At 45.4% G+C, this 21371-nt stretch carries 23 protein-coding genes; 9 read left to right on the top strand and 14 right to left on the bottom strand.

Annotation, left to right across the window (positions count from 1 at the left end; all coding sequences use genetic code 11):
* Nucleotides 1-9: 9 nt before the first annotated feature.
* On the bottom strand, nucleotides 10-987 hold the full coding sequence (cas1f, locus tag JEZ96_RS08910) for a type I-F CRISPR-associated endonuclease Cas1f (RefSeq protein WP_061783349.1): 978 nt from the start codon (nucleotides 985-987) through the stop codon (nucleotides 10-12).
* A 141-nt stretch (nucleotides 988-1128) separates the two neighbouring features.
* Here cas1f and JEZ96_RS08905 point away from each other — a divergent pair, with 141 nt between their 5' ends.
* Nucleotides 1129-1323: a hypothetical protein gene (locus tag JEZ96_RS08905; protein WP_041408187.1), complete on the top strand. Its 195-nt coding sequence runs from the start codon at nucleotides 1129-1131 to the stop codon at nucleotides 1321-1323.
* A gap of 106 nt (nucleotides 1324-1429) precedes the next feature.
* Here the strand turns inward: JEZ96_RS08905 and JEZ96_RS08900 are convergent, their stop codons facing one another.
* Nucleotides 1430-2311: a LysR family transcriptional regulator gene (locus JEZ96_RS08900; RefSeq protein ID WP_229781419.1), complete on the bottom strand. Its 882-nt coding sequence runs from the start codon at nucleotides 2309-2311 to the stop codon at nucleotides 1430-1432.
* A gap of 148 nt (nucleotides 2312-2459) precedes the next feature.
* Between JEZ96_RS08900 and JEZ96_RS08895 the strand changes: the two genes are divergently transcribed.
* Genes JEZ96_RS08895 through JEZ96_RS08885 form a run of 3 tightly spaced genes read left to right on the top strand, consistent with a single transcriptional unit; the run spans nucleotide 2460 to nucleotide 6018 of the window.
* Nucleotides 2460-3653, top strand: coding sequence for a serine hydrolase domain-containing protein (locus JEZ96_RS08895; RefSeq protein ID WP_115014898.1), 1194 nt, complete (start codon nucleotides 2460-2462; stop codon nucleotides 3651-3653).
* Complete coding sequence (locus JEZ96_RS08890) at nucleotides 3650-4867, top strand: MFS transporter (RefSeq protein ID WP_061783351.1); 1218 nt, start codon at nucleotides 3650-3652, stop codon at nucleotides 4865-4867. The genes JEZ96_RS08895 and JEZ96_RS08890 overlap by 4 nt, the downstream gene beginning before the upstream one ends.
* A gap of 2 nt (nucleotides 4868-4869) precedes the next feature.
* Nucleotides 4870-6018 (top strand): MFS transporter, encoded by a 1149-nt coding sequence (locus JEZ96_RS08885; protein WP_025008603.1) that lies wholly within the window; start codon nucleotides 4870-4872, stop codon nucleotides 6016-6018.
* Nucleotides 6019-6549: 531 nt separating this feature from the next.
* On the opposite strand, the gene JEZ96_RS08880 is transcribed toward JEZ96_RS08885, so the two are convergent.
* The 9 genes from JEZ96_RS08880 to radC form a co-directional block, all read right to left on the bottom strand.
* A complete protein-coding gene (locus JEZ96_RS08880) occupies nucleotides 6550-7671 on the bottom strand; it encodes a beta family protein (RefSeq protein WP_025008601.1) in 1122 nt (373 codons plus the stop codon).
* Nucleotides 7672-7681: 10 nt separating this feature from the next.
* Nucleotides 7682-8887, bottom strand: coding sequence for an ImmA/IrrE family metallo-endopeptidase (locus JEZ96_RS08875; protein ID WP_025008600.1), 1206 nt, complete (start codon nucleotides 8885-8887; stop codon nucleotides 7682-7684).
* 11 nt (nucleotides 8888-8898) lie between these two features.
* On the bottom strand, nucleotides 8899-9153 hold the full coding sequence (locus tag JEZ96_RS08870) for a type II toxin-antitoxin system HigB family toxin (RefSeq protein ID WP_025008599.1): 255 nt from the start codon (nucleotides 9151-9153) through the stop codon (nucleotides 8899-8901).
* Between the two features lie 112 nt (nucleotides 9154-9265).
* Nucleotides 9266-9709, bottom strand: a complete 444-nt coding sequence (locus tag JEZ96_RS08865; protein WP_025008598.1) for a hypothetical protein — start codon at nucleotides 9707-9709, stop codon at nucleotides 9266-9268.
* A gap of 47 nt (nucleotides 9710-9756) precedes the next feature.
* A complete protein-coding gene (locus tag JEZ96_RS08860) occupies nucleotides 9757-10293 on the bottom strand; it encodes a hypothetical protein (RefSeq protein ID WP_128090091.1) in 537 nt (178 codons plus the stop codon).
* Nucleotides 10290-10850, bottom strand: coding sequence for a recombinase family protein (locus tag JEZ96_RS08855; protein ID WP_012587780.1), 561 nt, complete (start codon nucleotides 10848-10850; stop codon nucleotides 10290-10292). The genes JEZ96_RS08860 and JEZ96_RS08855 overlap by 4 nt, the downstream gene beginning before the upstream one ends.
* A 137-nt stretch (nucleotides 10851-10987) precedes the next feature.
* On the bottom strand, nucleotides 10988-11176 hold the full coding sequence (locus JEZ96_RS08850) for a hypothetical protein (protein ID WP_025008596.1): 189 nt from the start codon (nucleotides 11174-11176) through the stop codon (nucleotides 10988-10990).
* 57 nt (nucleotides 11177-11233) lie between these two features.
* On the bottom strand, nucleotides 11234-11671 hold the full coding sequence (locus tag JEZ96_RS08845) for a DUF2787 family protein (protein ID WP_025008595.1): 438 nt from the start codon (nucleotides 11669-11671) through the stop codon (nucleotides 11234-11236).
* Nucleotides 11668-12150, bottom strand: coding sequence for a RadC family protein (radC, locus tag JEZ96_RS08840; protein ID WP_025008594.1), 483 nt, complete (start codon nucleotides 12148-12150; stop codon nucleotides 11668-11670). The genes JEZ96_RS08845 and radC overlap by 4 nt, the downstream gene beginning before the upstream one ends.
* A gap of 156 nt (nucleotides 12151-12306) precedes the next feature.
* Here radC and JEZ96_RS08835 point away from each other — a divergent pair, with 156 nt between their 5' ends.
* Nucleotides 12307-12717, top strand: a complete 411-nt coding sequence (locus JEZ96_RS08835) for a hypothetical protein (protein ID WP_025008593.1) — start codon at nucleotides 12307-12309, stop codon at nucleotides 12715-12717.
* Between the two features lie 66 nt (nucleotides 12718-12783).
* On the opposite strand, the gene hepT is transcribed toward JEZ96_RS08835, so the two are convergent.
* A complete protein-coding gene (gene hepT / locus JEZ96_RS08830; RefSeq protein WP_128637784.1) occupies nucleotides 12784-13212 on the bottom strand; it encodes a type VII toxin-antitoxin system HepT family RNase toxin in 429 nt (142 codons plus the stop codon).
* A 15-nt stretch (nucleotides 13213-13227) separates the two neighbouring features.
* Nucleotides 13228-13626, bottom strand: coding sequence for a type VII toxin-antitoxin system MntA family adenylyltransferase antitoxin (mntA, locus tag JEZ96_RS08825; protein ID WP_128637783.1), 399 nt, complete (start codon nucleotides 13624-13626; stop codon nucleotides 13228-13230).
* 550 nt (nucleotides 13627-14176) lie between these two features.
* Here mntA and JEZ96_RS08820 point away from each other — a divergent pair.
* The 4 genes from JEZ96_RS08820 (at nucleotide 14177) to JEZ96_RS08805 (ending at nucleotide 19420) form a co-directional block, all read left to right on the top strand.
* A complete protein-coding gene (locus tag JEZ96_RS08820; RefSeq protein ID WP_082785956.1) occupies nucleotides 14177-14500 on the top strand; it encodes a winged helix-turn-helix domain-containing protein in 324 nt (107 codons plus the stop codon).
* A gap of 142 nt (nucleotides 14501-14642) precedes the next feature.
* A complete protein-coding gene (locus JEZ96_RS08815; protein ID WP_025008592.1) occupies nucleotides 14643-17369 on the top strand; it encodes a phage/plasmid primase, P4 family in 2727 nt (908 codons plus the stop codon).
* Nucleotides 17370-17618: 249 nt separating this feature from the next.
* Nucleotides 17619-17954, top strand: a complete 336-nt coding sequence (locus JEZ96_RS08810) for a hypothetical protein (RefSeq protein ID WP_025008591.1) — start codon at nucleotides 17619-17621, stop codon at nucleotides 17952-17954.
* A gap of 2 nt (nucleotides 17955-17956) precedes the next feature.
* The gene (locus JEZ96_RS08805) at nucleotides 17957-19420 is read left to right on the top strand and encodes a DUF4041 domain-containing protein (RefSeq protein WP_025008590.1); all 1464 of its coding nucleotides are present in this window, start codon (nucleotides 17957-17959) and stop codon (nucleotides 19418-19420) included.
* Nucleotides 19421-19461: 41 nt separating this feature from the next.
* Here the strand turns inward: JEZ96_RS08805 and JEZ96_RS08800 are convergent, their stop codons facing one another.
* The gene (locus tag JEZ96_RS08800; protein WP_229781411.1) at nucleotides 19462-21276 is read right to left on the bottom strand and encodes a site-specific integrase; all 1815 of its coding nucleotides are present in this window, start codon (nucleotides 21274-21276) and stop codon (nucleotides 19462-19464) included.
* Nucleotides 21277-21371 lie beyond the last annotated feature (95 nt).

Raw genomic sequence — 21371 nt, 5'->3', positions numbered from 1 at the left:
TGTTGTACCTTATAAGCCTTGGGCTGCAATTTGCTCGGCACTGTAGTCCTGCAGTGCAATGCCTTTCACCGTATTGAACATAAAATCTAAGGCGTTATGGTCGGTAAAGGCTTGTAACACTTGTTGGCGAAACTCTTGTTCGCTGGCCTTTTCTTTGGCACAGACAAAAGCCCAGGGCAGCACTATGGCGTCTTTGATAAGATCGGCTACATCGAAAATCAAAGCCCCGCGGCGGGTCTTTCCATGCATCACGGCAAAACCGTGGGGAATGCCCAGTACCCAGAGGCAACTAGCGGCGAGTCCATAGGCTAAATAGTTACCGTGGTTTAAAAAATCATTAGCGATATCTGTGCTTTGGTGTTGGCGGGTAAACTCTTTGAGTTGGGTATTATTGGCGGCGTGCTTGTACAGCACTTTAGTTAACTGGGCTTCGGTCAGTAGCAAGTCAGACTGTTTGGTTGCCGCCTCAGTGCGGGCATGAAACGTCTCAAGCGCGGCTTGGATTGCCGGATCTTTAAAGATAAAGCCTTCTGTTTTGAGTTCGCGATCCCTCTGCCACACTTGCTCGATAAATTGGATGCGGGCTTGCTGGAAGGTTTTCGCAGCGAGTAATCGTTTTTCATCATCGAACCAAAATTGCATCCAGCCGTGTAAATATTCAGTGGGCCGATATTCACTCTGTGGTGTCAGCCATTCCACTTCGCAGGTCATATAAAGTGGTGTGCCGCCACCGCCACAAAAGCCGACTAATACCCCCGCCTGCGCGAGCATTCGCATGGCCGCTTGGGTGATGGAAGTGCCATTGCCTAATAATAGGACTGTGGTGTTAGCGATGGGGATATTGAAATACTGATTGTCTTGTTTGGCTTCCGTTAAATACAGCACGCGGCCATCTTTTTGCATCACTCGACAATATTCGAGGTAATACATGTTCGCGCGTTTTGAGTGCAAAATGGTTTTTAGATCCGATGGGCTAAAATCATCCATAACTCACCTCATTAAAAATGGTGGAGGAAAATCCACCATAAGAAGTATCCCTGTGCTATCCATACTAACCGTAGAATCGTTTATTCACTATACAGTTTCAGTGTTATCTAGTTCACAATTTTGAACAAAATCAACATAAAAATGAATATACCTAACACTGTGGTAACCAATTTGCCCAATCTGAATGCAGGCCAAGTTCTGGATTTATCATCGGCGGATTACGCTAAGCATGTCGTGTTGCTAAATGGCACTATGCAGCCGCAAGGGCGTGCACATCAAGAGGCGAACATGTCCACGATCGCCCGCACAACAAGCCGTACCCGAGCCTTGCGCTAAATCCTGATGCTTAAGCCGTGCAGAAGCATTAAACACTGCAATGTGCAACACGCAGGACGGTTTGAAAGGAAATAACTCAACCTCAGAATATCTGTTGGTACACCGCTTATCGTTTGGTGTCGTCTGACGCAAACAGCTTTGCACAAAGAAAATCAACCAGAGCCCGCACTTTGGGCAATGGATGTTTGCTGGCAGGCCAGAGAATATAAAAGGTACCAGTACGCTGCACATAGTCGGCGAGTATGGGTCGCAGTCTCCCATTAGCCAGCGGCTCATGGATAGCAAAGTCCGGCAAATAGGCGATCCCTAATCCCTGTAGCGCGAAGCACAGGCGAGTCTCTATATTGTTGCAAATCATTGAGGTGGGAAGTTGTAGTTTAGGCTCATCAAGTGGCTGTTTTAGCGCCCAGGTTTCGAGCTTGCCACTGTTGGGAAAACGGTAGTGCAGACAGCTGTGTTGTAGTAAGTCGGCAGGTGTTTGCGGCGTACCTCTGAGTGCTAGGTAATCAGGTGAGGCAACCAGCCGCATTTGAAAGTTACCCAAACGCCGGGCTGACAAACGTGAATCCTGTGGCTCACCGGTGCGTACTACCGCATCAAAACCTTCTTCAATCACATCGACCATACGGTCGGTAAAATCCAGATCCAGTTCGATATCCGGGTATTCACGCATAAATTCACCCAGCACTGGCAACACCAACGAGCTCACCAGCGGCAGGCTTACACGAAGACGTCCGCGCGGTGCCCCCGTGGCCTGGGATAATTCCAGTTGTGCCGCTTCAATTTCAGCCAAAATGCGGCGGCTACGCTCCAAAAACAACAAACCTTCGGCTGTTAGCGTAACACTGCGGGTGCTGCGGTTGAACAGACGCACTCCCAGTTTTTCTTCCAGTCGTACCACGCTCTTACCTACCGCGGAAGCCGACACACCAAGCTCACGACCTGCCCCAACAAAGCTGCGCTGCTCGGCGACCTGCACAAACACCATAAAGCCATTCAAGCTGTCCACGTTACCTCCGATTAACCACCTTAATTGCGGACACAAAGCTCCGCATATAATGGAACTATACCCTACTTTTTCTTTAATCTAAGGCTTTATATGATCATGGCATAACCAATAAATAAAGGACTTTGCTATGACAACCAACACATTTCCCCTGCCTCGAAGCGTAGTGCCCATACCGCTCTCAGCCCGCATCCAAAACGTTATTGAGCAAGCATTACATGAGCAACGATTAGTGGGTGCTGTCGTGCTGGTCGCTCGGAACTGTGAGCTTATCTACCAGCAGGCAGCAGGTTATGCCGACCGGGAAAGTGCAAGGCCGATGGCGGTGGATACGGTTTTTCGCCTGGCCTCGGTGAGTAAACCTATTGTCTCTGCCGCCGCACTGGTATTGGTAGCACAAGGTCGACTAGAGCTGGACGAGAACATTGGCAACTGGCTGCCTGATTTTCAGCCAAGGTTGGCCGATGGCCGCCTAGCCAGGATCACCGTTCGGCAGTTGCTTAGCCATACGGCCGGCTTGGGTTATCGCTTTTTCGAAGCCGACGAAAAGAGCCCCTACGCGTTGGCGGGTGTATCGGATGGCATGGATGCGTCGGGCATTAGCCTGCAGGAAAACCTTAAGCGCATCGCCAGTGTGTCGCTGTTGTATGAGCCGGGCACAGCTTGGGGCTATTCGCTGGCAACCGATGTGCTGGGTGCATTGATTGAGCGCGTTTATGGTACCTCGCTAAACGAAGCAATACACCATTTGGTGACCGGCCCCTTAGGCATGAATGATACCGGTTTTGTCGCAGGTGATCCGCAGCGCATGGCCACCGCTTATGTCAACGATGCACCACAGCCACATCAACTGGCAGAAGGGGAAACCGTCTCACCTTTTGAGGGCACAATTGGTATCAAATACAGCCCAGCTCGTATCTTCGATGCACAGTCTTTTCCATCCGCAGGTGCAGGCATGGCGGGCACGGCCGGGGATTTTCTGCGCCTGTTGGAAGCCCTGCGTCAAGAAGGCGGCGGGCTATTGCCCAAAGAACTGGTGGCAGAAATGGCGCGGGATCAGACAGGAGGATTGGAACTGCCTAATTCACCGGGTTTTGGTTTTGGCCTGGGGTTCTCGGTGCTGCGTGACCCAAAACTTGCCGCTTCTCCCGAGTCAGCAGGCACATGGCGCTGGGGCGGTGCTTACGGCCATTCCTGGTTTGTGGATCGGGCCCAGGGGCTTAGTGTGGTGGCTTTTACCAATACCCTGTATGAGGGCATGTGTGGCCGTTTCGTTACTGAGCTACGGGATGCCGTGTATGACGGGTCTGAGGTGCAGCGATGAAGTCCACTGCACCAGATCGCCTGCCACTGGCCGCTCTGCTGGCGCTGGCCTTAGCTGGTTTTGTTACCATCCTGACCGAGGCGTTACCCGCCGGCCTTTTACCGCAAATTGGCACAGGATTGGGTGTTTCAGAAGCGCTTGCTGGTCAGCTTGTGACTGTTTATGCCATTGGCTCGCTGCTGATGGCTATTCCGCTGATGACAATTACACAAGGTGTACGGCGCCGACCTTTGTTGCTGGCAGCAATAGTGGGCTTTGCTGTCGCCAATACAGTAACAACGTTTTCTACCAGTTACACCCTCACCTTGGTGGCCCGCTTTCTGGCCGGTGTGGCGGCAGGTTTGTTGTGGGCCTTACTGGCAGGTTATGCCAGCCGCATGGTGCCTGAGCACCTTAAGGGACGTGCTATTGCGATAGCGATGGTCGGTACACCGCTAGCGCTTTCTTTAGGGGTCCCAGCCGGTACCTTGCTCGGCAATTTGGTCGGATGGCGTGTCTGTTTCGCAATGATGAGTTTGTTAGCGCTGATGCTGATTGTATGGATTCGGCTAAAAGTGCCGGACTTTGCCGGGCAAGCCACGGGGAAACGGCTGTCACTTGGGCAGGTATTTACGCTGCCGGGTATTCGTCCTGTGCTGTTTGTGGTGCTGACATTTGTACTCGCACACAACATTCTTTACACCTACATCGCCCCGTTTTTATCGGCTGCCGGAATGGCAGAGCGAACCGATCTGGTTCTGCTGGTCTTTGGTATGACCGCGCTACTTGGAATTTGGGTTATTGGCGTGTTAATTGACCGTCATTTACGTATTCTAACGCTTGCCAGCATAGCGCTGTTTGCCCTGACAGCAATAGTGCTGGGCCTTGCTGGCGACGTGCCTGTGGCAGTTTATTGCGCAGTGGCTGCCTGGGGGTTGGCATTTGGTGGCGCTGCAACCTTGTTCCAAACGGGACTCGCTAAGGCGGCCGGATCGGCCGCCGATGTTGCCCAGTCTATGCTGGTTACCGCCTGGAACCTGGCTATCGCAGGTGGTGGCATCGTCGGTGGTGTATTGCTTGAGCAGCTTGGCGTCAGCTCATTCTCACCGGCTTTACTTATATTGCTGGTGGCAGCACTAGTCGTTGTGTGGGCAGCCAGGAAGCACGGGTTTGCCGCACCGGAAGATGCAGCTATACCCTGTCCATCGACGCCCAAGCAACAGACAGAGGTGTAGCCATGAACAGCAGGCGTTCACTGCTTTTCATCGCCTTAGGTTTATTCGGTCTGTATGCCGTCGAGTTCGGCGTGATCGGCATACTGCCGGCCATCATTCAGCGCCATGGCATCACTGTCGCTCAGGCTGGGTGGCTGGTGGCGCTATTTGCGGGCGTAGTGGCAGTTTGCGGACCGGTCATGGTGCTGTGGCTAGCGCGCTTCGAGCGGCGCAAGGTGCTGGCGGTTTCGTTGCTGATCTTCAGCCTGTGCAGCTTACTGTCGGCCTGGGCACCCAGCTTCGCTGTGCTGATGGCGCTGCGTGTACCTTCTGCACTGCTGCATCCGGTATTTTTTTCGGTGGCTTTTGCTTCGGCCTTGTCGCTTTACCCAGCGGATCGCGCCGCGCACGCCACCTCAATGGCGTTTCTCGGCACCACATTGGGGCTGGTGCTGGGCGTACCCTTGTCAACTTGGATAGAAGCTACAGTGTCTTACGAGGCGTCATTCTATTTCAGCGCCGTAGTAAATCTGGTGGCCGCAGCCGGGCTCTGGGTTATGCTTCCGCCTAGACCAAAGACCCGGGTAGCTAGCCAGCAAAATCCTTTGCTCGTTCTGCGCACAAAGAGGGTCTGGCTCGCGGTAGCGACGGCCGTGTGTATGTTCGCCGCGATGTTCTCCGTATACAGCTACGCAGCCGAGTATCTGGCGCGGGAGGTGCATTTGGGCGGCGAAGCGATAAGCCTGTTGCTGGTGGTTTTCGGGGTTGGTGGTGTGCTGGGCAACCTAATAGCTGGGCGTGCGCTGGGCCGTCAGCTCGCTTGGACTGTGCTGAGTTATCCCATAGTACTTGCCAGCGCCTATAGTGTGTTGCTGGTGTTCAGTTCAGCGTCTTTCGCAGCCATGTTGCCTATCTGCCTACTGTGGGGCGCAGCACACACCAGTGGCTTGATTGTGAGCCAAATGTGGATGACCTCGGCGGCACCAGACGCCCCCGAATTTGCTACCAGCCTTTACGTTTCAGCAGCCAACCTCGGCGTGGTACTAGGTGCGTTTGTCGGTGGCAGTTTTATCGAATCAGTGGGGATGCCTGGAGTGATCTGGAGCGGCTGGTTGTTCGCCGGGCTAGCCGTCGTCTTTGTATTGGCGAGGCGTATTAAGTCATGGAGTTAAGGAAGCTTAATAACCCGCTGATATGCCGGCATCGTCGCGGCTGCTCTGTAGCATTACCCTTGGCGTGAGAACCATAAAGCTACACATTAGCCTGCGTGAGTTTACAAATCATCAGTGATGGAAGACGAGCCTTGATTGCTAATTTCAGTCGTCACATGTGGCAGCACCACTTGAGTGGGTAGCCCGTCAGCTCGGTCATAGTGACACCACCATGATCAAGAAACACTATGGTAAGTGGATACCTAAAGACTCGCAACGTATGGTAAGTCGCATATCTGAAATAATGGGCTTTGATGCGGACATAAACGGACAGGAAAACGGAAATTCTGCCCCCAAAATGCCACAAAACAACAAAGGGAACCAGTAAGATACTGATTCCCTTTGCTTTAACTTGGCGGTGAGAGAGGGAGTCGAACCCTCGATTCACAATTCATTCTAACAAACCCTATAAAATCATAGTGTTATGCACCTTGATTTTTCAGATTGTACCAGCTTTTTGTACCAGTTTAAAGAAGACTAAGTTGGATAATACTATGCCAAATTTAAAGCTTTACTAACTCTGTTACGTTCGAATTCAGCAATTTCAAGGACTACATAGGCAACATGATGACTGGTGTCAATCTTAATCCAAGTAGTTGCTCCACCACCTAACTTATTCTCAGAGCATCGTTTGATTTCATTATCCCCCCAACTAAAGTCAGGAGAAAGATAATATTTAGAGTCCATTAGGATACGAGCAAGAGCACAATGCTGAAAACCTCCTATTGGTTTCTCAATTTTGTGTCCTCTTACGATGAAATACTCATTATCAATGGTATAACGTATTTTTGCGTTAGTGTTCCCATAACCAATTTCAGTGGTACTTGGGCCTCTCACACCATAATCACCAAAATGAATTTGGTGTGCAGGATAATGCTCACGAGCATATTTCCAAAGCACCATCTCTCTTCGTAAGAGACTGCCAGTAGAGTCCTTCTGTTTGACAGCTTTATCTATAGAGTTAGGTAAAGAACAACCTGCAACAGAATATGTAGCAAAACCGTAATCAGTTATAGCTAAAAAGAGAGAGTCAAATTGGCAAATCATATCGGGGATTGCCATCTCGCTAAGATCTTGAAGATCTAAAATTACATGGCAATTAGCAGGAATGATTTCAAGACTATCAATAATTTCCGAGAATCGGTCGTGAAAATGCTCTGGATCATTAATATCTTCAAATGCAAATCGGTCTAACCTGATACAAAACTTCCCACTATGATTTCTCGCTATGCTTCTCAAAGCTAACCGATATTCTTCATCATCCCAACGGTCATAACCCACTACAGGAATAGCAATAACACCATCACTCTTAAGTGTATTATACAAGTAGGAAAGATGATGCTCTCCCGATTCGACTCTTTCATTTGGATGTTGCCAGTGATATGTATCAAACATCACAGGCATCCCAAAGCGAAGTTTCCCAATTTTTGTGCTTATCTCTGACAAAAATGTTGCTTTGGCATGCGAGTCATTTTGATATTTCTTTAGCTCAGGATTGAACTTTGGGACATCAAATAACGGTATCATGCTAGAAGCAATATGTTGTTTTGCCTCATGGAGGGCATCAAATTCTGCATCTTTAGCTTTAAAAATTGGGAAATACATCGCTTGCATAACTTACCTCTTACTCTTGGATAGATGAAAACAATCGCCTCACTTGATTCTGCCCTACTAAATCAGAGAACAAGCTATAATTTCCCAATTCCTTTCGGAGTCTTCCTGCAATTACTGCCGGATGAATCTTTAGATCCCTAGCGAAACGCTCAATTGTGTCTTTGTTAGGATTCGTAAAGGCATCACTCCTTCGCCATTGAATACGAGGAATAAACGCTTCCGCAGCAAGTCTATTAGCTTCTGATTCTTTTCGATCTTCAGAAGATGAATCTAAATCATCCAAAAATGCTTCATTACCATCCACATGCTTCCATATATGTGCTACTTCATGTAATAAAGTAAACCAAAAATGGTCTAATCTGTCATACCTTAACGTCAAGCCAAGAATAGGCGTACCATCGGAATCTTTAAGGGCAGCCCCATCTAAAAGTGTTCCCTTCAAAGCTGGCTCAATAATTACAACAATCCCAGACTTTTCAAGCTGCTCAATTGCTAAAAGAGGACCAGCATCAAAGCGACTAAGTTGTGCAAGCTCCTTCAAATAATTAGCAGATAATTCTGTTGAATTAAAGGTGCCAATTTCAGATTTACGAATTCTTGCATTTTGGATTACACGTGCAAGCCAAGCATATAATGCGTATCTAGATGTAGGTGTTTCGGCTTCACCATAGAATGTCTTTCTAAATGAAGCATTCCCAAATTGCAAACCAGCTTCAGCTATAAAATTCTTTACTAAATCCTCAACATTATCCTTAGCTACCTTACTAATATTATCAATCCATCCTCTCTTCGCCATTTCCCTTATAGGAAACTTAGACCAATCGACAAATTGAGACTTATGTGACTGTTCTGGCAGGGACGCACCAACTAAAGTATCAGCTGAAATTCCCAATCCAATAGAAAGAGACCGAATCATTTGAACTGTCAGAGGTCGTTTGCGATTTAAGACTTCGGAAACTCGACTATTCGTCCCAAAGAATGGCGCTAAATCTGCTTGCTTTAGTCCTTTTTCGTGCATCCTAAAAATAATAGCATCTATAGGGTCAGGGCTTTCGACCGGATACTTTGAGTTTTCATAAGATTCTAAAAGAACTGTTAGCAGTTCTAAACGCTCACTTTGTTCCAAAGTAATCTTTGGCCCTATTGAGATAAGAGCCTGAACCTCATCTAAATATGATTCATACTGTTGAACTGTTCGTATAACTCTAACGTCCATAATTTGAATCTTCACTGTACGCCGATGATAACGGCAATGCCTTGTTGAAATGCAATTTGAATACAAACCTCTTTATCTGCACTGTTTATGGGAAAAGCAAAATAACTAGCATCTAACAGCCTAACTTTAGGAAATTGATGAAACACATCGGAGGGTTCTTTCCAATTTGCATGTGTCAATTCCGCAACCCAAGCCAAAACCCATTTGCGAGTTAAGTCATCACTTTCTATGACGTGTTTTAGATTATGTTTTCCTATAAGTCGCATATCTATACTACTTTCCCAATTTGGGAACATTGTAACCACAAAAAATGCAGATCACAAGTTACCAAAATGGGAATTTTATGGAGTGATTTAAGGATGCCGTTTCAGTGAACCTTTAATTCAGTAGCTTAGATGCATCCAAAACATGCTCACTCGCGTCATCAAATGCAGGGTCTGAAACCATTATTCTTACTGCACGATCTTTGTCCGGTGCATCACAAGGCATACTTCCAACAAATCCTCTTGCCAGTACCTCACCGTTTGACTTTAGAGAGTCAAAAACAGGACTAATCTGTGGATCAGTTCGACCAACTGAGCGTAATACTGCACCGATATTACTCTCCCATAATGTAGTCTCAACATAGACAGTCATTTCAATTAAAGCCCATTCTTGCTTGAGTTCCGTTGGTGCCTTGGTTTTACATATAGAAGCAATTTTTTCCCACATATAGAGTGTTTGCAGATTGCTTGCCATATCTTCGATTCCTGCCCTTACAGGAAATGAAAACGCTGTTCCAATAAGGAGTATGAAGATAACGACATCCCTTGGTTTAAGCATATTTTCTCCAAAAAAAAGCCATCAATAGAATCTGATGGCCTTGTCGATTAGTTACTCAGAGAGTTGCTATCTGATTGTTTGGCTGTTGACTGCTCTTGTTCTTCTGCCATCCATTCCAGCCTCAACCGTAGTTGCCAAATGACACCCCCAGCCAGAAGGGATAGCAATAGACCTATCAATCCAGCCCCTGAAGTGACGATTTTAGAGATATTGCCATTGTGATAACCAAGAATTGAAAGTATGAGAATAATGCCGTAGGTCAACAGATATAAAGCTCCACCGATCCCCGTTTTAAGGAATAGTTTTTTCTGCCGATAATCAATCACCTGACCAGATGGGTTATTTTTAACATCTTCCTTCAACCAAGCTAATTGCTCAGAGATGTACCACATCCCTATGTAACCAATTCCCATAACGATAACAGAGATATTGCCCTGAAATGTGAGTGACATTCTGAGAATGAAATAATCCAGTGAACCGCCAATTGAATCCTCAAGGGCGATCAGTGATAAAGCACTCAATATTGTTAGAGAAATCAATATAACGAAGTACATCTCAAAGCGGTTTTTCTGCCTTTTATTCATAAGTTATCCTTAGATGTTAATTTCTTTGCTATCCGTTGGACGCTTGATAAGCTGATATTTAGCCTCTTTGCGACTTCCGGTTTAGATATACCCTCTGCAAGCATTGGGGCGGCTTCTTTGGCCTTAGTGATTGCCGTGGGTTTACGTCCTTTATATTTCCCTCGCAGTTTTGCGAGAGCTATTCCTTCAGCCTGTCTTTCCAACATCAACTCTCTTTCAAAGGTTGCGATGGCTCCAACCATAGTCAGCATAAGTTTGCCTGTAGGGGTTGCTGTATTAATCCCGAGGTTTTGAATTTGCAGTGAAACCTTTTTGCGTTCCAAAAACTCAGCTATTTCAAGCAAGTGACGAGTGTTTCTTGCGAGTCTATCCAGCTTGGTGACGATAACGATGTCACCTTCCCTCACAAACTCCAGCATGAGTTGCAGATGCGGACGGTCATCCTTTGCACCACTTACCTTTTCTTGAAACACTTTGTCGCAGTTTGCTAATGCCTTCAGTTGGGCATCGAGACTTTGTCCCGTGGTCGATACACGGGCATATCCGATTTCTGCCATGAACGACTCCTGTTCAATAGGGCAAGGTATACTGACCAAGCCCTTCAAAAGGTCGAAAACAACCCATGTGACATGGTGTTTGAGGTATTTCTCAACGTGTCACATGGGCTTGGTTTATTGGTTATTAATACAAGGAGTTACTCAGCTTCTTGATCTGAGTCACTTCCCTCGTTTTCCCATTGTTCTTCGTCTGCTAAATACCGCTCGACAAAGGCTTGAATGAGGATTGGCACTATGGTCAGTAGTGCGGCTTTAGCGACCTTCTTGAGTAACTCGCTAATGTTGTTTCTCCTGTAGGGTTGGCATTTAGGCAGCCGAAAGCTCACCACATGAACCCATGTAGTGATTTTCTAGTTAGTGCTGAATGGAATGGTGTCGGTGGATTAGTCCCAACTGATGGTTATCTGATAGAGATCATCAACCACATAACTTCTGAAGTTGGCTTCCCATAACCGATAAAGACCACTGAAATGGCTTAGCGGGTGAAATCCAACATAAGCCTGATACCCTGAACCCTCTGTGAAGTTGAAGTCGATATCCTTTTCGAGTTCAGGGAAGTAGCGTCCTTGGTAGGCAAAGTCGGTGATATAGCAAACTTGCCACATGCTGGTGGCCAGTGCGTATTCCAAGCGGATTTCGACTGGATGAAAGCCACCAGCATCGGCAGAGTAACTCGGGTCACGAAAGTTAATAGTCACACCGTTACTCACAATGGGCGGCAGATTTTTGAGAAGCAACCGCCGAATGATTTGCGTCAAACTTAGCGTCATCGGCAATAAACTTCTGGCGGCCTTGAGATCGATTTGAATTGTTGTGGTCATATCCAGCCCCTCTCAGCAAAAGACACAACTTCATGGTGACCAATCACAAAATGATCTAAGGCTGCTACATCAATAGTTGCTAATGCTGACTTTAAACGCTCTGTAATGCGTTTATCGACCTGTGATGGTTCAGGTATGCCAGAGGGATGGTTATGGGCAAATATCGCGGCAGCGGCGTTTCTATGAAGGACCAATTTTACCACCTCTCGTGGATAAACTGAGGCGGCATCAATTGTGCCAAAGAACAGTTCTTCATAGGCTATCAAACGGTGCTGACTATCAAGCAATAGTACCGCAAAGACCTCCCGTTCATAGGCAGCCATCCTTAGCCTAAGATAGTCCTTAACAATTTGTGGCGAAGTAAATACCTCATGATTAACTCCGAGGCTATAGCGAGTTTCCAAGATAGCTATCGCCTCCCGGATAACAGAGTCTTGGGCGTTATCATGCGATTTATTCTTGAATGTATGAATAGACATATTCTCTCCTGTGTATTTGATTTACATCAGGTTTCTTATGCCTTAGTTCATGGTGAAAAATGACGGTATAAGGGAATTGAAACGGTTATCCACCGATTAAAATAGAAATATGGGGGTGACATATTATGCCCCACTTAACTTCCATAGGAGAAAAACATGAACAGCGAAAAAGTACTATCGTACCCAGTATTACTTGTTGAAGGCCGCTTTACCCCGGAAACCAGAGAGCATCAGATTCGAGAAGCCATCAAGAATAACGGCACCTTCTTTTCAGTCGAGATAGTTCCTGATAAACGTGGCACCAATCAGAAGATGATGCACCTTCAAGGAGAAGTGGCAATGGGGAACGGTGTCTTTAGGGAACCAGAGGCGATCAGGGCGTTTCTAATTGCGCAAGGTTTTATCCCCGAGTCTATCTCAATCACTAAGGGCGGCAATCTCTATGCGACTCATCCTCGAGAACATCTGCCGTATATGCACTGGATTGTCAGGCTGTTAGTCCATTTTCAGACTTTTGGGGAGTGGCTTGCGGTTAAGTACTGGTATGGCGATTACCCTGACAAATAAGCAGACATCACCCAGTAGACTCACCTATTTAACCTTTAGGTGAGTCTGTCAAACTCAATCAGACCATTAGCTATTTTTCAAAGATAACCATTCAAGTCCCTGTTCCGCAAAGACAAATAATCTGTCACTATAGCCTTGAGAGATCACACTGCGGATTATTTCAGGGTCAATATTCAGGTAATCATGTACTAATGCATTACGAAGACCGATCACTTTACGCCAGCCACCCAACTCATCTGCAGGTTGTGCTCCTCGTTGACACAGGATCTCAAATGCTTGGTAAGCATCCTGCGGACTATGCCCTGCAAGAGCCTTAGCCCAATGTTTCGCAATGCCAATACAGGCTTCAATAGATACTTGTAGCGTCCGCTCTGCTGCACGATATTCAAGATTCGATAAAGGACGCTGACTGAGTAATTGACGCAATTCCTCAAGCTCGGCTTGATACCGGCTAAGGCTTACACGCAATGATGTGATATAGGCATTATCAGACATAGGACAGCAGTTCCCTTATAGGCTCTGAGCAAAGTAATCGAGTTCCATTTGCGACATAATGCGAGACTCTTCTTGCATTCTTCGACCTTCATCTCGACTAAAGATAAGTTTGTTGGCGTTAATGATACCAAAGGCCAGAGGGATAGGTGCAAGATTGATATCGACAACGGACAACTTTCCTTCGGGTAACCCCAATGCCCTTTGCCAATCCATAGCAAGTAGCTCAGCTCTAATACGTGTATCAAGCACACTCTCAGCCTTTACGGGATCAAATGCGACAGCCAAATCCCAATCACTATGCTCGCTAGCATTACCTTTAGCCTGCGAACCATACAGCCACAATACCGCCACCTCAGGATGGCTTGCTGCTAAAGCTCTTAGTTGATGCAAATGCTGGCTCTGTTCGATCGTCATGAGGTTGGCTGCTAGATAGTCCTGTTGTAAGTGTACCAATCCTGAGCCGGAGTGAACAGGTCAGATTTAGTAACACTCTCCCCTAACCTTTTGTCCATGTTCAATAATCTCCCTGCTGATTTCGCTGCCGATTTTCCTCAACACCCATTCCCCCAAAACAAAGCAATCTTGCCCCATATGATTGATTTATAGAATTATTATGCTGATTTCTATTTGATTTCATAAAAAATACTAAAGGAAAAGTAAGTAGAAATACTTTAGTCAGTCTGCTGATTTATTGGCAGTGGATGGAGCTTAGAGGAATCGATGGAGTGAACGATGGGAGTAACGCGAAAAAAACTAAAAATTTCATAAAGATAACAATTAATTCCAAATTGGAATTTACTAAAATTTAATCATGAAAATATATCATACAAATGATTATCCGCAATAATTCGCCACTATCTCAGATTTGTCACTTTCTCGGGAAATTGAGGTGATTAGCTCACCAAAAGAAACACTAAATTATAGATATGGGTGTGACACATTATGTCATCCAGAGGAGAGCCAAGTGCGAAACCAAGACATTAGCGAAGACAACATTATCCATTCCACTAGCAGTCATCAGGTTCAATATCGACTGCCCTTTGAACTGTTCAATGATCAGTTTAGGCAGACCGTTTATGAGATCAGCAGAATGCCGATTATTGATGGCTACTTGTTAGGCGGAGAAGTGAGTCTTGCGAGTGCTTTGGTAAGACGTTGCGGTTACTCATTGAGAACGGCAAGAAGACATATTCGACGCTTGGAACAATCTGGGCTGATTATCAGCACCCCACGACTAAACCTAGATGGGATGAAGGGTTCTCATCTCTATCGTCGATTATTCGACTAAGAGATAAATGCCCCGATAGCTCATTACTGGAAACATTGAGCTATCGGGGAAGAGCAAAAATGTAGGCTCGACGGCCAAGCAATAGACTAAATCAATTACATATCTATTTTAGTCTGTGGCCATTCTAATAAGGAAATGTCACATGACAACCTCTTATGTTTCTACTAACAGCACTTTTGATCATTCGACCTTAGACGAAATCGGCCTTGAGGGCGTTAGATCAATGTATGATTTGCCCGAAATTGTCGCATTACTGCTTGAAAACTCAATTAAGCCAACTCAAAGCAATTATTGCCAGCTTGAGGATGATATATGTCCACTCTGTGGGCATAAAGGTTGCTTCAAAATTTATCATGGTGATCCAGATAGACAGAATTATCACTGCTTTTCTTGTGGTGAGTGGGGAGATATATTTGCTTTCATTGTGAAAATGGGATTAGCAAAAAATTCTTATGATGCAGCAAACAAGTTACTTCGGGGAGAACTTGAAGGAGTAACTGTTATCACCTCACCAAAACCCAAAATGATAATGCCAGAAACACTAGAGTTAACGTCTGAGCAATTTGCTCGTCGTCAAGCACTGTACCTTGCAGCTTGGGAGTATTATGTTGAGCCAATGTTTGAAGATAGGAGTACACCACTCCAGTCACTTATGGATAATCGGAAACTAAGCCAAAACATACTGATTGAATATGATGTAGGTTACTCTCGCGGGGCTCTTTGGCGTTATTTAATTGAGCATGAATTCACGCTTGAGGAAATGTACGCATCAGGGCTCGTTAAGGAAAGTCCACAATCTCCATATGATTTCTTTCCTAAAGGCGTCTATATCTTCCCTCATTATGATGAAACTGGAGCTATTTGCCGCTTCACCTTTAAAGACCCTGAGAAAAAAGTAGCTTACCAGCTCTCGAAGCTATTTTGGCTTAACAATATCCAGTTTTATGGACAGCATACGATGAATCGCCAAGGTACAGTTGCTGTTGTTGAGGGTGAATTTGACTTACTTGCTCTTATGGATCATGGATGGCAAGGTCCGGTAATCGCAACAAACGGACAAATTAGCCAAGCACAATTGGCGTGGATTAAGGAAGATCTACATGACAGAAATGTAGTGACCTTCTTCGACAGTGACCCTGCGGGTGATAAGTATCGGGAGAAGCTCGTTCAACTGGGTTTACCATCACTTATCCAAGTCACCATACCGAAAGACCAAGGTAAGGATATTGATGATTATTTGCGGCAAGACAACGCCCTTTCTATTGAGGTGTTGGTAGAACAGTACGGTGTTGTAGCCCCACAAGCGTCGATAGAGACAACTTCAGAACCGATGCAAGAACCGATGCAAGATGAAAGTCTTGCTAGCCACCAGCAAACTAAGTTGTCTATGGACATCATTTCAGCTATTTGGGGTTCGTTCGATGAAGATACGCTAAATGACGTTGGTAACGCAGATAGGCTGGCAAAAGTAGCTGACGGAAAATTAGTCTATGTGCCTGAACTCAACTGTATGTACGTGTTTGATGAGCAGTGTTGGAGTCCTGTAGGTGATAAAGAATTGGCACTAGCTCGATGTATTGGAGAGGGAATTATTGCTCAAGCGAATCGTATGCTAGAAGATCCCGCGACGCTTAAGGACAAAACGAAGCGGCAACAAGCAGATAAGTTATTAGCGTTTGGTAGACAGTCACTCAATCGCAAAAAACTTGCCGATATGTTGGAGATCTTCAAGTCTAGCAACTTGATTTCGGCAAAAGCCTTCGATGCGGACAAAATGCTAATGGGGATTAACAACGGTGTGCTCGACCTCGCAACCGGAAAACTGCTTGCTGCAAATAAGAAGATGTATATCAGCCGTTATAGTGATATCAACTACAAGCCTGATGTCACTTGCCCACGTTGGCTTCAGTTTATCGATGAGATCACCTGTGGCGATGTCGAATACGCTAAGTTTTTGCAGCGAATGGTAGGCTATATCCTAACCGGACGGACTGATGAGCAAGTCTTGTTTTTCCTCTACGGTCATGGCTGTAATGGTAAGAGTACCTTTATGAATATCATTCAGCGGTTAATGGGAAGCTATTACCATCAGATAAGCAGCGATGTATTACTTCAATCAAATAACAGCGGTAAAGGCCCTAACCCATCCCTAGCCAAGCTAAATGGTAGCCGTCTAGTGGTGGCCAATGAGTTGCCCGAGGGCTCTCGAATGGACGAGAACTTAGTAAAGTCGATGACAGGTAATGATGTAATTGTTGCCCGTCAGTTGTATGCCAAGGTAGAGCTTGAATATATCCCCATGTTTAAGCTCATCATGGTCGGCAACCATAAGCCCGTCATTCGCGATACCAGCCCCGGCATGTGGCGACGGATGATTTTACTGCCCTTTAACGCTAGTTTCAGCCAGCAGCAAATGGACCCGCAATTAATGGATAAGTTGTATGCGGAGCTATCAGGTATCCTCAATTGGGCACTTGAAGGCGTTCAGATGTGGCTAAAGGATGGCATTAAGGCATCTATCCCTAACTCAATTAAGTCTGGTATTGCCGAATACCGCCATGAGTCAGACTTACTTGCGATGTTCTTAGAGGAATGTACGAGCAAAGGTGATTTTGTGTATACCGATGAGCTTTACGATGCCTTTAGGAAGTGGGCAGAACGGGATGGCGACTGGAAAATGACTCGCAATATCATGACCAAACGGCTGGTGGAGAAAGGCTTTGAGAAAGGCCGTCACAATAGCAAAGCCATGATTAAGGGGATTAAGTTGAAGTCTGCGCTTGATGATATCCCTGAGCAAATACCACAAGCTAGCATGGGGATGAGGCATGCCACACCTACAAACCCAAGCTCCGAGTATAGCGTTTAGGTATCGGATAACAAAAAACGTAAAGAGAGACCTTATATAAGTCTCTCTTTACCGAATAAGCTACTGACGACTTGATAGATTCATTCTCTAATTTCCAAAAAGTAAACTCTAATTGCAAGAGCTCGTCAGTTAGCTTTATTCTAAATATTTCACATATCGCATTAACCAATCAATCCATTTGATTTATATAACAATCATGTTAGCGTTGGTATGTTAATATCGTTTGGGCTTACTCCAAGGAGACATACATTGGCTAGACGAGGAAGTGGTTTAAGAACTGCCATTAAGATAGTTAAGGCAATAGATAGAGCTAGCAAACAAGCGGCTCGTGAAGCTCAACGTAGAGAAAATGCTCGACAACGTGCTGCGGCTCAAGCACAGAGGGATTATCAAAGAACTCTGCGTGAAAATGAAAGAGCCTTACGCGAGTCTCAACGTGAGTTGAAGCTCCTAGAAAGGCAACAAAATACAGCAGCGAAGCAAGCGTTTAAAGATGCTCTAGCCAATGCGAATGAAGAGTATCAAGAACGATGCGAAGAACGCTCAGCCCTTAGAAAACAATTCATACAAGAGGTTTTAAGATAGCAATGGATAATATACTAGCGTTGATAGGGGCCTCTTTGTTAGCTGTCTTGCTTACTTATATATTGACGAAACGTGCGGCCGATAAAAAAATAGAACAATTTAAGTCTATTGATGAAGCACTGATTAAGACAAAGGAAGAACATGAAACTATCAAGAAAGCGAATGAAATAGCAAAACAAGAGCTTTCTAGTGTAAATGCGGAAACAGCAGAACTTCAAGCCCTGAAAGGACAAGATGATTCTCTTAAACATAGCATTCAAGAACAGAAAAATTATTTAGAGATTGCAAAAAGAACCCTAAATGAACTTAACTCCAAAATCGATAAAGGTGAAGCCGATCTTAGTAAGTTAATGGGCGACTTAGATTTGTATTCAAGACTCGATGAATACACTGCTCATGGTCATTTTGAAATGCCGCAATATCTTTATGAGACATCGACTCGTTATGCTGAAGAGATAAAGGATGTCAGGCAACAACAAAAAGATATGATTCGGGATAAGACTGCTGTTACCTTCCCAGACATAACTCTCATTTCTAATGACAAGTCGTTCAATAAGAAGATACTTAATGGTCAAGTGAAATTGATGCTAACAGCATTCAATATTGAGTGCGATATGCTAATCGGAAAAGTATCTCCCAGTTCGTTTGGTCGCACACTAGAACGAATAGAAAAGATAGCAAATACCCTTGAAATGTCAGTAGCAACACTTGAATGTGGTTTTAACATTGACTACATAGAACTCAAGTTTGAAGAATGTAAGCTTCAATATCAATTTACATTAAAAAAACAAGAAGAAATTGCAGAGCAACAGCTTATTAAAGAACAAATAAGAGAAGAACAGAGAGCAATCAAAGAGTTTGAGAAAGCAATTGCTGACGCAGAAAAAGAAGAAAAAATGTACCGAAACCTTCTTGAAAAAGCCCAACAAGAACTTGCAAAAGCAACAGAGCAAGAACGAAGTGAAATGGAGCAAAAAATAGCAATTCTAGAACAACAGCTAGCTGATGCGGAGGCGAAAGAAGCACGAGCGAAGAGCATGGCTGAACAAACACGTAAAGGCCATGTTTATGTGATCAGTAACATTGGCTCCTTTGGTGAAGACGTTTATAAAATCGGATTAACACGTAGATTAGAACCTTTGGATAGGGTTAAAGAACTTGGTGATGCCAGTGTACCTTTCCCATTTGATGTGCATGCGATGATTTATACAGATGATGCTCCCGCTCTCGAAACAGCATTACACCGAGAATTCCACACTCAGCGTGTAAATGCCGTTAATCTACGAAAGGAATTCTTTAGTGTCGACCTTGAAGATATTAAAGATGCTGTAGAGAAGCTCGCTGGCGTTGATGCTGATTTCAAAATGACAGCGCTAGCGGAGGACTACTACGAAAGCCTTCGGCTTAGTTGTGCCAACCCCGAACATGAGCAGTCAACCACTGCGTATTCGCTAGCCAACATATAACTAATCCTAGCTTCCGTATAAGTAGTATATTTAGCTTTAGATTAAGGATGCCATATGGGGATACAAAGTTCTGGCATCCTATCTATCTCCTGATGTAACTCTGAGTAGGTACCATAGTTACGCCCCGTATTCCCCGCATTTGAGTGCCCTGTTATCGCATTTTGGACATCCTCTCGCATGACCTTTCTGGCTTCGGTGATAAAGCGATGGCGGAATGCATGTAGCGGTTTTAGGGCGTCAAAATGCTCAATATCGAGTGTCATAAAGGCGTCTTTCAGATAACGTGCTACCGCGAGGTGATACTTAGCCTTTTTGTTGGCCTTGAGTATTGGGAATAATCGCCCATCTGCTGGCAAGGTATTCAGGTAATCCAGTAACCCTAACTGAATGAGAGCCTGACAAATTGGCACCCTTCTCGACTCCCCCGTTTTAACGGATTGGTCATCGCGTAGCTCCTGAATATGGAAATACCATCGCTCGCTATTATCGCTATCTTGCTTGATATCTTTCACGTAAAGCTGAGCAATCTCCTCTGCCCTTGCTCCTGTATAGGCCAGAATAACAGGCAACCAGTAAGGAGCTTCACCGTATCTTGCCTTTTGAGCATTGGTACGTTGCCTAAAGAGTGGCAGGGAGAAAATCTTTGTCAGTTCGGCATTTGAGTAGCCCGGATCTCTAATCACCCTCACCGTTTCTTTACCGGGCGACACTTGATGGCAAGGATTCTTCGGCAAAATGTCTAACTTGACAGCCTGTTGGAAATACCCCGAAACCAGCTTAAGTTCCTTATCAGCAGTATTGATGCTCACACGAGCCAAGCCTCGTTTATCCGCGATATCGATTTGCTTGTTGAAGGGTAATGCTCGTATCTCTTGGCTTGGTTTACTCGGACAGCGAATAATCCAATTGAAGAATTTACGCATATCTAGCTTTTGGATTTCACCAATAGGCTTATCGGCAAAAAACTCTATCAGTCGCTGACAAGGGCGATTGCGGTCACCTTGCCATGATCTGAAGGCAACTTCTGAGCTCAGAGCCTTCTTCTGATTATTCACCCAGTCAATCAACTGCGAAACGCTAGAAGATACGGATAATTCAGCTTCCTTTTGTTTGCTTGGAGCTGTACTGCTGGTGGTCATAGCCGTAACTATTAAACCTAAATCCTTAAGCTGCTGTAACGCATCACTGCTTGGATCTGTAGGTTCGATCTTCGTATCAGGTAAGGTCGGCTCAAAGCCTCGGTTTAGCTCCCGCCGAACGAGTCCTTGTTTACGCCGAGCGAGTTCTTCATGGTCAATTGCAGAGTTAGAGAGCCTGATACAGGCGTTTGCCAATTGGATTGCGAGATACAGTCTTAATGAATGGTCGTAAAGTCGGCATTGAGAAAGCTCAAGGGCTTCATCAACGAATGCACTCATATGCCGCACAAAGCGTTGTTCTTCTGTTTGTTGGCGGCTTGTTCCATTAGCCTCATGGAGCACTTCTAGCGGCTCGCTGAACCACTCAGTCATGCTTGCAAGTCCTTCGGGAGTTTCGAGCAGATATCTTGCTTGAATGTCTGCTTGAGTTAGCCGCCCATGCTCATGAGCCACCCAATAGCTGACAATAGCATCTAACTGAGCTGGTGATATTCTCTGCTCGTTCTCTTGATTGTCGAAACGTGACTGAGCACGAGCAATCGCAGACTCGAATTCAGCAATCACGCCAGCAGCCCTTGTTTTGGCAACATGGGCATCTTTAGTTTCTAGGCTTCGCTTAAGCTCAACTTTGCCATCAAGAAAGGGCCGTAAATGCTTAGGAATACCCTTGCGGATTTTCCAGATTCCAGACTTTGGATCGCTGTATGGTTGAATCATAAATGCCATCGTTTTGTACCACCCTTTTGTACCACCTTAAGGTGCCAAAGGTTGGTAAGCCATTGGATGAAGCAACTATAATTCAATAGGTTATT

The organism is Shewanella putrefaciens (assembly GCF_016406325.1).
Lineage (GTDB): Bacteria > Pseudomonadota > Gammaproteobacteria > Enterobacterales > Shewanellaceae > Shewanella > Shewanella putrefaciens.
Note: the sequence above shows the minus strand (reverse complement) of the source record. Positions and strands in the feature narration are given on the sequence as shown.